The organism is Streptomyces sp. LMG1-1-1.1 (genome assembly GCF_040815545.1).
GTDB lineage: Bacteria > Actinomycetota > Actinomycetes > Streptomycetales > Streptomycetaceae > Streptomyces.
The window spans coordinates 79,241-92,023 of sequence record NZ_JBFPNH010000001.1; the positions used below are offsets into that span (position 1 = coordinate 79,241).

The window sequence follows — 12,783 nt, forward strand, 5'->3', positions numbered from 1 at the left end:
TCGTGAACACGGACCGTACGAACGCCGTGCCCGTCACCGTCCTCGGCACCGGCTCCTACCTGCCCGAGCGGGTGGTCACCAACGAGGACATCGTCGCCCGGGTGCCGAACACCTCCGCCGAGTGGATCGAGAGCAGGACCGGGATCGTCCAGCGCCGCTACGCCGCACCCGACGAGGCCGCCTCCGACCTCGCCGTGCGCGCGGCCCGCGCCGCGCTGGACCAGGCCGGACTCGCCTCCGACAGGATCGACTTCGTCATCGTCTCCACCACCACCGGCGACGCCCCGATCCCGGCGACGTCCTCCCTGGTGCAGCGGGCGCTCGGCGCCCACCGGGCCGCCTGCTTCGACATCAACATCGCCTGCACCGGGTTCGTCACCGCCCTGGCCGTCGCGCGCGCCTTCGTCGCGCTCAGGCCGGAGACGAAGGCACTGGTGATCGGCACCGACGTGTACACCCGGTTCGTGGACTTCGAGGACCGGGCCACCAGCGTCCTCTTCGGCGACGGCGCGGGCGCCGCCGTCGTCGGCGCGCTGCCCGGCGCGCGGACCGGCGCGGAGCGCGGCTTCCTCGACATCGAGCTGGTCGGCCGGGGCGACGCCCACGAGCTGATCGGCATGGAGGCGGGCGGTAGTCGCCGGCCGGCCTCCGCCGAGACCGTCGCCGACGGCGGACATCTGCTGCGCATGCAGGGCCGCGGGGTGAAGGACTTCGTCCTCGACAACGTGCCCGGCATCCTCGCTGACCTCCTCAAGCGCTGCGGTCACGAAGCCACCGACGTACACCACTTCGTGCCGCACCAGGCCAACGGCAGGCTGGTGACGGAACTCGCCGCGGCCAGTGGCCTCGACGGCGCCCACACCCACCTGCCGCTGCGCCACTCGGGCAACATCGGCTCGGCCTCGGTCCCCGTGGCCCTGGACGAGGCGAACCGCTCGGGCGCGCTGCGCGACGGAGATCTCGTCCTGCTCGCCGGCTTCGGCGCGGGCATGGCGGTCGGCGCCGGCCTGCTGCGCTGGTCGGCCGTACAAGGAGGAAACCGATGACGGACGCACTGCGCAGAGTGGGCGTCGTCGGCTGCGGCGCCATGGGCGCCGGGATCGCCGAGGTGTCCCTGCGGGCCGGACTCGACGTACGCGTCGTGGTCTCGTCGCCGGGCCGGGTCGCGTCCGCCTCGGACCGGCTCCTCCGCGCGCTCGACCGGGCCGTCGCCAAGGGGCGGATGACTCCCGAGGAGCGCGACGCGGCCGCCGACCGCCTGCGGATCACGGTGGATCCCGCCGAACTGGCGGACAGGCAGCTCGTGGTGGAGGCCGTGGCCGAGGACCTGGAGTCCAAGCGCCGGGTGTTCAAGACGCTCGACGCGGTCGTGACCGACCCGGACGCCGTCCTGGCCTCCACGACGTCCAGCCTGCTCGTGGCGGACCTCGCCGAGGTGACGGGCCGCCCCGAGGCCGTGGTCGGCATGCACTTCTTCAACCCGGTCCCCGTCATGCCGCTGGTGGAGGTGGTCAGATCCGACCGCACCGGCGACGCGACCGTCGACCGGGCCGAGTCGTACGTGGTCGACCTGCTCGGCAAGGAGGTCGTCCGGACCCAGGACCGCTGCGGCTTCGTCGTCAACGCGCTGCTGGTGCCCTACCTGATGGCGGCCGTCCGCATGTACGAGCGGGGCGTGGCCAGCGCCGAGGACATCGACCGCGGCATGACCCTCGGCTGCGGCCACCCGATGGGACCGCTGGCGCTCCTCGACATGATCGGCATCGACACCATCACCGCCGTGGCGCGGAGCATGCGGGAGAACTCCGACGACCTGATCGATGAGGTGCCGCCGTTGCTGAGCCGGATGGTCGAGGACGGCCACCTCGGCCGGAAGGCGGGCCGGGGCTTCTTCCGCTACGACGGGACGGCATCGTGACCCCGATGCCGTCCGCACCAGACCCGCACGACCTTCGAGGAGCAGCATGACCACCGCCGACGACCGCAACTCGCCCTGGATATACCGGTACCGTCCGGCGCCCGACGCCCGCGTCCGGCTCGTCTGCCTGCCGCACGCGGGCGGTTCGGCCCCCTTCTTCGTGCCGGTGGCCAAGGCCCTCAGCCCGGACGTCGACGTGCTCGCCGTGCAGTACCCGGGACGCCTGGAACGCCGGAACGAGCCCCTGATCGAATCCCTCACCGAACTCGCCGCACGCGTCGTGGACGAACTGGCCCCGTGGACGGACCGACCGCTCGCGCTGTTCGGACACAGCCTCGGCTCCCTGCTCGGCTTCGAGGTGGCCCGCCTGCTGACCGAGCAGGGCCACCCGCCCGTCCGGCTCTTCGCCTCCGGCCGCCGCGCACCGGACATCCAGCGCGCCGAGTTCGACTACCGGCTGGACGACCAGGGCCTGTTGCGCGCGATGGGGGAGCTCGGCGGCACCGATCCGCGCGTCCTCGCGGACGAGGAACTGATGCGCATGGCACTGCCCGTGATCCGCGCCGACTACCGGGCCGTGGAGACCTACCGTTACGAGGCCGGGCCGCGGCTCGACTGCCCCGTGACCGTGCTGACCGGCGGGGACGACCCGAAGGTCTCGGCGGCGGACGCGGCCGCCTGGCGGGCCCACACCTCCGGCGCGTTCGAGGTGGTCACGCTGCCCGGTGGCCACTTCTACCTCGTGGACCAGCACGAGAAGGTGACGGACCTGATCGCGGACCGGCTGGCGGCACTGGCCCCCACGCTCCGTTGACCCGCGGCGGCGAGGACCTCCCGTGACCCACACCACCGGCAGTGACCCCGTCGGCTCCGAGGCACGGCGACTGGCGACGATGCCACCGCCGGTCCTCGCGGCCGGGTGCGCGCGACTGCGCCGCCGCACGGCCGCGGTCGCCCGGAGCGAGGCCGTCCTGCTGCACGGCGGCAGCCGCGCCGAGCCGCTGCACGCCCTCACCGAGGACGGGATGCGGCAGCGGCGGCGGACCCTGCTCCAGATGGAGCTGGTCCTCGCGCACGCGACGGCACTGCCGGTCGTCAAGGTCGGCTGGACCGTGGGATCGTGCCCGCCGCCCCCGGGCCCGGGCGCCGAGGCGCTGCGCCGGGAGTACGAGAGCTCCGTCACGGTCCTCAACCTGCTGAGGGCCCTCACCGCCGCTCCCGCCCCCGATCTGCACCGGCTCCACGCCTGGAACGAGGAGCACGCCACCGGCCCGGACACCAGGGCTCCGCACGAAGGGCTGCTGGCCGCGATCGGCCGGAGTCTCGCCCTCCTGCGGTCCTACGGCCTCGACCGCAGCGGCGCCGGCGCCCCGCCGGAGTTCTTCGTCGGGCACGAGAGCCTGCTGCCCGCCTACGAGCGCGCCCTCACCGTCACCGGGCCGCACCCGGAAGCGGCCCACGACGTCCCGTACGCCACGACCGGGCACCTGCTGTGGCTGGGGGAGTCCCACGAGCCGGGCGCGGACCACGCCCGCCACCTCGCCTCGGTCCACAACGCCGTAGCCGTCAGGCTCGGGCCCGGTACCCGCCCGGACACGGTGCTCGCCCACGTGGACCGGCTCGATCCGCACCGCGCGCCGGGACGGCTGACGCTCGTGGCGGCGATGGGCGCGGACCGCGTCCGCGACCTGCTGCCCGAATTGGTCGAGAAGGTACGGGCGGAGGGCGCCTCGGTCTGCTGGGTGAGCGACCCGGTGCACGCCAACACCACGCGCGAAGGGGTACGCGACGAGGTGCGGGGTTTCGTCGAGGTCCACCGGTCCCTGGGGAGCCATCCGGGCGGCATCCACGTGGATCCGGCCACCGCGGCCGACGGCGGCCCTGACCGCGGGCCGGCCCTCGACGCGGCCTTCCACTTCGCCGAGGCCTTCGGCGGGACGTAGGAGCGTAGGGGCCGTCCGGTCGGCCGGGGCCGGGCCTCCTCGCGTCCGGTCGGCCGGGGCCGGGGCCTCCTCGCGTCCGGTCGGTCAGGGCCCGGGCCCCTCGGCTCCGATCAGGCCTGCGTGGTGATGCCGCCGAGCCGGAGCGCCTCTTCGATCTCGGCGAGTTTGGCCTCGGACAGCACCCCGGCCCGCTCGATCACGTCCCGCTCCGTCAGCGTCGCGAGCCAGGTGCAGGGGGTCATGCCCGGCTGGGGGAAGGCGACGCGCACCACGCCGTGGAGCGACAGGCCGTCGGCGGCGCCCACCGGCACTTCGAGGCCGAGTCCCGTGATGTCGACGGTGACCGGCTCGACGATCTGCATCCCGACGAACTGGGCGTTCGCCCCCTCCGACAGCAGCACCACGGCCCGCCGCTCGCCGAAATCGGCCCACCAGACCTCACCACGCCGCACCGGTACCTCCAGACAGGACGAGAGGCCCGCTCCGAGGCGGACCGATCATCACCTTACTCCCGGCAGGGTGACCGAGGTCAGTACGAAACCACGCCCCACCGTCCAGCGACCGGAGAACGTGTCGTGGCGCCGGCCGGCCACCTCGGGCCCGGGCACGAGCAGCCGCGCCGAGAAGGTCCCCGCCGGATCGAACTCGACCTCCGCCTCCTCGAATTCGAGCTCGCGCCCGGTCAGCGGATACCAGGCCTTGAACACCGACTCCTTGGCGCTGAACAGCAGCCGGTCCCCGTGCACGTCGGGACGGCGCCGGGCCAGCCCGGAGAGCGCGACCGCCTCGCGCGGCCGGGAGACGGACGCCAGGACCCCCGGGGGCAACGGCAGGTTCGGTTCGGCGTCGATCCCCAGGGACGCCGTGACCTCGGTGCGCGCGACGGCCGCCGCACGGAAGCCGGCGCAGTGGGTCATGCTGCCGCTGACCCCGCCCGGCCAGGTGACCAGGCCCCGCTTCCCGGGCACCAGGGGGGCCGGCGGCAGGCCGAGCGCGGCCAGGGCGCGCCGTGCGCACAGGCGCACGGTGGTGAACTCCGCCCGCCGGCCCGCCGAGGCGTGGACGATCGCCGCCGACTCGTCGGGAAAGAGCCGGTCGGGTCCGCTCGTCGCGGGCGCCAGTTCCTCGAACGAGGTGACGCCGACCACCCCCTCGGGCAGGACCGCCGCGATCACGCCGTGCGCTCCGCCGCCGGACGGGGCAGGATCCGGCGCAGCGGTGAGCGGGGCGGCCGCTGCCGCCACTCCCGCGGGTACCCGATCGACACCTCCTCGAAGCGCACCCCGTCGTGCCAGGTGACCCGGGGGATGTGGAGGTGCCCGTAGACGGCGGCGACGGCCCGGAAGCGCAGGTGCCAGTCGGCGGTCAGCTCCGTGCCGCACCACTGCGCGAACTCGGGATGGCGCAGAACGCGGGTGGGTTCCCGCACCAGCGGATAGTGGTTGACGAGGACGGTGCCGTGCCCGGGGTCGACGGCCGCGAGCCGCTCCTCGGTGAGGGCGACCCGGGCCCGGCACCAGGCGTCCCGCGAGGGATACGGGTCGGGGTGCAGCAGGTACTCGTCCGTGCACACCACCCCCGACTCGTGGGCCACGCGCAGGGATTCCTCCTTGGTGCGCGCCCCGGGCGCCAGGAACGAGTAGTCGTACAGGACGAACAGCGGGGCGATCGTCACCGGAGAGTCCTCGCCCTGCCAGACCGCGTACGGGTCTTCGGGGGTCAGTACGCCCAGGGCGCGGCACAGCTCGACCAGGGCCTCGTAGCGGGCGACACCGCGCAGCGTGACCGGGTCGGCGGGATGGGTCCACAGCTCGTGGTTCCCGGGCGCCCAGACGACCCGGGAGAAGCGGCCGGCGAGGAGCTGCAGGGCCCAGGCGATGTCCTCGAACTTCTCGCCCACGTCCCCGGCGACGATCAGCCAGTCGTCGTCGGACTCCGGCCGCAGCGACTCCGTGATCCGCCGGTTCTCCTGATGGGTGACGTGCTGGTCGCTGAGCGCGAACAGCTTTCCGTGGGTCACGCGGATGTCCTTCCGGCGGGGCGAACTGGGGCCGTCACGGCAGATCCTGACGGCGTTTCACGTTGAGCTTGCGGAACACCCGGGTGAGGTGCTGCTCCACGGTGCTGTGGGTGATCAGCAGCTGGGCCGCGATCTCCTGGTTGGTGTAGCCGCGGCCGGCGAGCGTGGCGACGTGCCTCTCGCGGGTGGTCAGGGCGGCGGTGCCGAGGGCGCCGCCCTTCGGGGCCTTCCTGACCGCCCGTTCGACGGGCTCGGCGGGGGCCGGAGCGCCGGGCGCGACTTCGCGGCAGAGGGTCTCCGCGCCGGAGGCCCGCGCTATCGGCCAGGCCCTGCGCGCCGCGCGCCGGGCACTGCCGTGGTCACCGGCCGCCTTGTGGGCCCGGGACAGGTCGCTGAGGGTGCGGGCCAGCTCGAACTTGTCGTCGCACTCCTTGATGACGTCGACGGCCTCTTCGAGCAGCCGCGGCCGGTCCGCGGTGCCCGCCGCCGCGGCGAGGACCCGCAGCGCGAGGCCGCGGGCCCGGTGGCTGTCGGGCGCGAGCCTGCTCAGTTCGTCCCGCGCGAGCACCCCGGCCTGGTCCTGCTTGCCGAGCATGAGCCAGGCCTCGGCCGCGCTGGTGCGCCAGGGTACGGGCCCGGTGCCGCGCACGGCCCATCTCCGGGTGAGCTTGCCGCACTGCAGGAAGTCGGCGAGCGCGGACCGCGCCTGCCCGGTGGCGAGGCGGTAGTGGCCACGGGCGTACAGGTAGTGCAGTCCGTAGCGGCTCTGGAGCATCGCCTCCGGGAACGGCTCGGCGAGCAGGGCCGCGGCCCGGTCGAGCTTGCCCATGCGGACCTCGGACAGCACGAGCGTGCCCAGCGGCAGGCCGAGCGCCACGCCCCACGCGTCGGCCGGGAGCAGGTCGAGGGCTTGGCGCGCGGAAGCCGAAGCGGCGTTCAAGTCGCCTGCCCGCAGCGCCGTTTCGGCCCGTACGGCGGTGAACAGCGCCGACCACGTGGGGGTGTTGCGGGTACTGGCCTCGGCCATCAGATGGTCGCACCATCCGGTCGCGGTCTCGAAGCTGTCGGTGTACACCAGGCACAGGAGGGCGAGCAGGGCGACCTCGCCGCTCCACAGCGAGTGGTGATCGGGCCGCGCCGTGTGCAGGACGGCGTCGGCCCGGGCGGCTAGCCGGGTCGCGTCGCCGCGGATGAGGTCCTCGGCGAGGGCCGCCGCCGTCGACCAGGGGTCGAGCTGCCGGCCCGGCGCCTCGTGCGGGACGGGGGGAACCAGCGGCCGGGGTCCACCGCCCGGGTACGCGGGGTACGCGCAGGTCAGCCAGGTGCGCACGTTGTGCAGGGCGGCCGAGTCCCCGGGGTCGAGCCGGTGCCGTCCGGCCTCGGCCTGCTGCAGCAGGCCCTGGACCGTGTCGAGTTCGCCGTGCCAGGACAGGGTCCACAGCAGGTCGAGCAGATCGTGTGTGTCGGTGTGTCCGGCCGAGACGTCCTCGACCAGGGGGGCCAGGGAGTGCACGGCGGTCGGCGGTTGGAGCTGCCACTTGAGGCGGCCGATTCGGGCCCGTACGGCCGCTCGGGACGGGTCGTCGCCGCGGGTGCGTTCGGCGAGCTCCAGATAGTCGGCCGCCCTCTGGGGCCGGTGGGCGGCGAGGGAATCGCGGGCCGCCTCCAGGAGGACGTCCCCGGCCCAGGACGGGCCGGTGTGTCCGACGGCCACGAGCTGTTCGGCGACCGCGACGGCCGGCGCGCTCTCGGTGTGCAGGAGTTCGGCGGCGCGCCGACGCAGCGCGGCGTGGTCGGCGGCGGGCATGTCGTCCAGCACGTCGGCGGCCGCCGTGGGATGTCGGAACGCGGTCGCGTGCAGCAACCCGGCACTGTTCAGGGCGTGCAGAGCGCCTTCGACCTCGGCCGCGTCGAGTCCGGTGAGCAGGGCGAGCCGCTGCGACGGAGCGCCGTCCCCGAGGACCGCGAGGGCGCGCAGCACGACGAGCAGGGCGGGTTCGCCGTGGTAGAGGCAGTTCAGCAGGGCGCGGCCGTAGGCGCGCGGATCGTCTCCGAGCCCGGCGCGGTGGTCGCTCAGGAGGTTCTGGAGGACGAGCGGGTTGCCGCCGCTGACGTCGGCGAATCCGGGGGCGAGCCGGGCCGCCTCCTCCGCGCCGAGGTGCTGGGCGAGCAGCCGGCGGACGCCCGCCCGCGTCAGGAGGCTCAGGTCGATCCGGTGGAGGTTGGGCTGCCGGAGCAGGTCGACCCGCAGCCGGTCGTCGGTGGCGCGCCGTCCGGTGTCGTCGGTCATGACGACCAGCGAACTCACGTTCCGGAGGCGGGGGAGGATCGAGGCCAGGTAGCGCAGCGAGGGGGCGTCGACTTCGTGGAGGTTGTCGATCCCGATCACGAGCCGGCGGTTCTCGGCGAGGTCGACCAGGGCCAGGACGATCTTGCGGAGGTCGGCCATGGTCGCGGCGGGCAGGCCGGTGGTCACGGGGCCGGCGGTCTCCTCGCGGGTCGGCAGCGCGGTGAACAGGGCGTCCATCTCGTCGCGTACGCGCTGCGGAACCTGGGAGGTCTGGAAGAGCTGCGACAGGACCCCGAAGGGGAGCGCGCGCTCGGGTCCCGACGCGGTCGCGCTGAGCACGAGGGCCCGGGCGGGGTCGACGGTCTCGAGGAAGTCGTGCAGGAGCTTGCTCTTGCCGCCGCCCAGCGGGGCGTGGACGAGGGCGATGCGCCCCCTGCCGGAGGCGGACTTGTCGAACAGGAGGTCGAGGTCCGCGAGGGCCTCGTCACGCTCCACCAGATCGGATGTGTGGGATGCGGGGTTCTCCGGTGCTGCGCGCATTGCATGCCTCTGGGGTTCCGGAACCGATGACAGCCGAACGGGACGGAGTTGGCCGTCCCGGTCTTCGCGAGGGTGCGATGCGGAGGGTGTCCCAAGGCCGCGGCAGGGCCGCCGTGTTCCCCTCGTTCCGGAGGGCTCCGACGACCGGAGGGCGACGCACGACGGTGTCCACGCTGTATCCCCCTGTGCCGGTCCAGGCCCCGTGCCGGGCACGGGGGAACTGCTCGATGTTCGGGATCATTTCGAGTCTGCCCGTGACTGTCAACGTCGTTCGGGGGCACGGGCGGTGCGTGTCGCGGACCTGATCGGGGAGCTCCCGAGGGACGGGCTCCGCGTCGGCGGTGATACCCCAACACGTCGGATATTGCTGATCTTTACCGAGTCGGGAACGGCGTCGGGGATGGACGTGTTCGGGTGGCTGGCGTCCTGGATGTCCGTGTCACGCCCCCCACCCGGACCGAGGGCCGGCGTACGCCGCACGATCGAGGACCGGCTTGTGAAGAGGCCTGGTGGGACCCTCGGCGGCGCCCGCCGCCCGCGCGTTCAGGGACGTACGGCGAGCAGGTCCGCCTCGGCCGTCCGGACCCGGGCGAGGCCCGCGGGGTACGGGAGGGACTCCGCCCGCCCCCGGGCCTCGGCGAGGAGCGAGTCGGCCCGCTCGCTCCTGCCGGAGAGGCCGAGGGCGAGCGCGAGCACCGTGGTCGTCTCCACGACGAGGAGGTGCTGCCCCGTCCGCTCGGCGCGCCCGGCCTCCCGTTCCAGGAGGGTGACGGCCTCCGCGAGGCGGCCCGTACGGACCAGGGCCCAGCCGCGCAGGCACGCGGCGCGGGGAGTGCTCGCGTCGTCGCCGAGCAGGGCGAGTGCCTCCTCCGGGCGGCCGGTGCGCAGCACGAGTTCGGCGGTCGCGAGCCGCACCTCGGCGAGGGCCTGCCACTCGGCGGACTGCTCGGCACAGTTCTCCGCACGGGAGAGGAGCGCCCGCGCCATCGGCGCGTTCCAGGTCATCCGGGTCCGGGCCAGGGCGGTGAGGGCGTACGGGAGGGTCCGCGGCGCCTGTGTGCGGGCGGTCCGCTCCGCCGCCACGGCCAGTCTCTCCGCCTCGGCGTCCCGGCCGAGGAGCAGCTGCAGCTCCGCCAGGTTGGTGCGCTCGAAGGAGCTCGCCTCCGGGCTGCCGACCCGGTCGGCGAGGGCGGCGGCGCGCTCCCCGTACGCGACCGCTTCGGTCAGCCGGCCCGTCCGGCGGGCGTTCTCGCGCAGGATCGACAGCACCAGCGCCTCCACCGAGGCGTCCCCGGCCGCGACGGCGTGCGGCAGGGCCTCCTCGGCGGCGGCCTGGGCCTCGCCCAGGCGCTCCGCCAGTCCCAGCGAGACGGCCCGCTGGGCCAGCGCACGGGCGAGTGCCCGCGCGCCCGCGCGGCCGGGCAGGTCCGCGGCGGCGGCCGCGGACGCGGTGGCCGATTCCACGGCCTCGGTGTGCCGGCCCTCGACGAACGCGATGATGGACGAGGCCAGCCGGTGCGCGGCCACCGCCTCCGGGGGCGTCGTCGGTCCGGGACGCCGGGCGTCGAGGGCCCGCCGGGCCCTCTCCGGCCGGCCCGTCCGGATCAGGGCCTCGGCGAGCCGGGCCGTGACCGCGATGGCGGTGTGCGCGTCCCCCGCCCGGTCCGCGGAGGCGAGGGCCGCACGCAGGACGTCGACGGCGTCCCCGTAGCGGGACATCCGGTGCAGCAGGGCGCCGTGGTCCATGCCCACGCCGGCCGCCCGGGCCGGGTCGGCCGCGACCAGCGGCGTCAGCCGGCGGTAGTACTCGTCCGCCTCCTCGTTGGCGTAGAGGCCCGCCGCGCGTTCCGCCGCCCTGCGCAGGTGGTCCGCCGCCCGGTGGTCCTCGGCCCGCAGCAGGTGCCAGGCCAGCGCGTCCACGTCGTCGGGCCGGTGGCGCAGGAGGGTCTCGCTCCAGGCCGCGTGCAGGCTGAGGGAGCGCAGCCGGGTGAGGAGTCCGTAGCAGGTGAGCCGGAGCAGGGGGTGCCGGAAGGCCAGTCCGGCGACGCTGCGGCCGCCGACGCCGACCTGCTGCTCGGTGAGCAGGGAGGCGGACACGGCCTCTTCGAGGGCGGCGACGGCCTCCGCCGTCGCCATCGGCGGGTGGAGCCCGTCGCGGGCGATGTCGAGGACCTCGGCGAGCGGGGCGGTCCCTCCGGCGGCGGCGACGACCTCGGCCATGCGCCGGGCCCGGGGGTCGAGTCGCAGCAGCCGCCGGGCGACCAGCTGGCGGACGCCTTCGGGAGCGCCGCCCTGAGCGGTGTCCCGGTCCTGGTCACGGCCCCGGTCCGCGGTGCCCGCGCGGGCCAGTTCGACGGTGAAGAGGGGGTTGCCCAGCGAGAGCCGCCACACCCGGTCGAGTTCCCGCTCGTCGACCTCCGGCCCCTGGGGTGCCCGCACCTCACGGACCAGGGCGAGGGCGTCCTGCCTGCTCAGGCGGGGTACGGCGACGCGGCTCGCGAGACCCGCCCGGACCAGCTCGTCCACCCGCAACAGGTCCGCATCGGGAAGGGGTTCGTCGTCGCGGAAGGTCACGAGGAACCGGCAGCGGAACCCGTCGCCCGCCTCCGAGAACCGTCGCGCCAGCCGGGCGAGGAGGTGGTGCGTACCGACGTCGGCGGCGTGCAGGTCGTCCAGGACGACGACCACGCCGCCGGTCCCGCCGATCTCCCTGAGCAGCCGCTCCACCCCGTGGAAGAGGCGGGCCCGCTCGTCGGAGGCCTCGGCGCCGGGCGCACCGGTGAGCGTCGGGGACGGGCCCGCCGCGATCTGGTGGAGCGAGGGCAGGAGGGGGACGAGCTCGGGGCAGAGGTGCGCGATCCGCGTCCGGTCGGCCCGCGGACGACGGGTCAGCCAGCCGTCCAGTGCCTCGACGAACGGGCCGTACGGCATGTGCCCCTCGGCGTCGTGCGCCGCACCCCACAGCACGGCCGCGCCCGACTCGGCCAGGCGCGCGGCGGCCTGCGCCGCGAGCCGGGTCTTGCCGATCCCGGCCTCCCCGCTGAGCAGGACCACCGGGCCGTCCGCGGCGGTGACGACCGTGTGCAGCAGCTCCTCGCGCCCGTGCAGAGGGCCGCCCGCGGCGGCCCGTACGGCGGAGGGCAGGGCCGTCCCCGCGGAGGTCGCCTTCGGGAGGGCGAGGGTGCCGGGAGAGGTCCGGACGGCGAGGCCGCGCAGGCGCTCGGTCTCCGGGCCGGGGGCGATGCCGAGTTCCTCGGCGAGGGCGTCACGGCAGAGCTCGTACTGGCGCACCGCCCGGTCGCGGAGCCCCTGCTCCAGGCAGACCGTCATGAGCAGGCGGTGGGCGCGTTCGTCGGCCGGCGCGACGGCGAGGACCTGGCGGGCCGCGCCGGAGGCCTCCTCGTACGACCCGTCGGCCAGTCTCCGCTCGGCGAGGGCGAGCAGGAGGCGCAGCCGCAGCGTGGCGAGTTCGGCGCGGCGCTGCTCGGCCCAGGGGGCGTAGCGGTCCTCGGGGAGTAGTTCGCCGCCGTACGCGGCGAGGGCCGACGTCAGCGCGTCGCGGGCCGGCGCGGAGTCCGGGGCCTGCGGGCCGGGGCCGTTCTCCGACAGGGCCTCGACGGAGAGTGCCTCGGCCTCGTCGGCGTCGATCCACACGCGCCGCGGGTCCAGACGGAGCATCGTTCCGTCGGATACGAGGTAGGAGGACGCGGCGCGCGGCGCGAGTTCCGGTTCGAGGGCGCGCCGGGCGGCGTGCAGGGCGACCCGCAGGCTGCCGACGGCGGCCTCCGGTGTCGCGTCCGGCCAGCAGATCTCCTGCACCTGCCCGCGGTGGAGGCTGTGGCCGGGCACGACGGCGAGCAGTTTCACGATGGTCCGGGCACTGGGGCGGGGCCAGCGTCCGGGCAGCGCGGGGCCGCCGTCCCGCTCCGCGCGGAAGCCTCCGAGGAGGTGCAGGCGCAGCAGCGGGGGCGTGCCGTCCTCGTTCTTCAGGACGTCGTCGTCCTGTCGTGCCACGTTCATGAGGGGCGCCACTCTAGCCGGGCCGTCTGTGGACTCCCGAGGCCCCTCCGAG

General features: G+C 74.9%; 9 protein-coding genes. 4 read left to right on the forward strand and 5 right to left on the reverse strand.

Annotated elements, in window-relative coordinates; all coding sequences use genetic code 11:
* Positions 1-2: 2 nt before the first annotated feature.
* Genes MRBLMG1_RS00195 through MRBLMG1_RS00210 form a run of 4 tightly spaced genes read left to right on the forward strand, consistent with a single transcriptional unit; the run spans position 3 to position 3,861 of the window.
* A complete protein-coding gene (locus MRBLMG1_RS00195; protein WP_367819505.1) occupies positions 3-1,046 on the forward strand; it encodes a 3-oxoacyl-ACP synthase III family protein in 1,044 nt (347 codons plus the stop codon).
* Positions 1,043-1,918, forward strand: coding sequence for a 3-hydroxybutyryl-CoA dehydrogenase (locus MRBLMG1_RS00200; RefSeq protein WP_367819506.1), 876 nt, complete (start codon positions 1,043-1,045; stop codon positions 1,916-1,918). The genes MRBLMG1_RS00195 and MRBLMG1_RS00200 overlap by 4 nt, the downstream gene beginning before the upstream one ends.
* Positions 1,919-1,964: 46 nt before the next feature.
* The gene (locus tag MRBLMG1_RS00205) at positions 1,965-2,732 is read left to right on the forward strand and encodes a thioesterase II family protein (RefSeq protein WP_367819507.1); all 768 of its coding nucleotides are present in this window, start codon (positions 1,965-1,967) and stop codon (positions 2,730-2,732) included.
* A 22-nt stretch (positions 2,733-2,754) separates the two neighbouring features.
* Complete coding sequence (locus MRBLMG1_RS00210) at positions 2,755-3,861, forward strand: 3-deoxy-7-phosphoheptulonate synthase (RefSeq protein ID WP_367819508.1); 1,107 nt, start codon at positions 2,755-2,757, stop codon at positions 3,859-3,861.
* Between the two features lie 110 nt (positions 3,862-3,971).
* On the opposite strand, the gene MRBLMG1_RS00215 is transcribed toward MRBLMG1_RS00210, so the two are convergent.
* The 5 genes from MRBLMG1_RS00215 to MRBLMG1_RS00235 form a co-directional block, all read right to left on the reverse strand.
* Complete coding sequence (locus MRBLMG1_RS00215; protein WP_367819509.1) at positions 3,972-4,313, reverse strand: type II toxin-antitoxin system PemK/MazF family toxin; 342 nt, start codon at positions 4,311-4,313, stop codon at positions 3,972-3,974.
* Between the two features lie 48 nt (positions 4,314-4,361).
* The gene (locus MRBLMG1_RS00220; RefSeq protein ID WP_367819510.1) at positions 4,362-5,036 is read right to left on the reverse strand and encodes a 4'-phosphopantetheinyl transferase family protein; all 675 of its coding nucleotides are present in this window, start codon (positions 5,034-5,036) and stop codon (positions 4,362-4,364) included.
* The gene (locus MRBLMG1_RS00225) at positions 5,033-5,881 is read right to left on the reverse strand and encodes a metallophosphoesterase family protein (RefSeq protein WP_367819511.1); all 849 of its coding nucleotides are present in this window, start codon (positions 5,879-5,881) and stop codon (positions 5,033-5,035) included. The genes MRBLMG1_RS00220 and MRBLMG1_RS00225 overlap by 4 nt, the downstream gene beginning before the upstream one ends.
* 34 nt (positions 5,882-5,915) lie before the next feature.
* On the reverse strand, positions 5,916-8,666 hold the full coding sequence (locus tag MRBLMG1_RS00230; protein WP_367819512.1) for an AAA family ATPase: 2,751 nt from the start codon (positions 8,664-8,666) through the stop codon (positions 5,916-5,918).
* A gap of 588 nt (positions 8,667-9,254) precedes the next feature.
* On the reverse strand, positions 9,255-12,731 hold the full coding sequence (locus MRBLMG1_RS00235; RefSeq protein WP_367819513.1) for an AAA family ATPase: 3,477 nt from the start codon (positions 12,729-12,731) through the stop codon (positions 9,255-9,257).
* Positions 12,732-12,783: the final 52 nt, after the last annotated feature.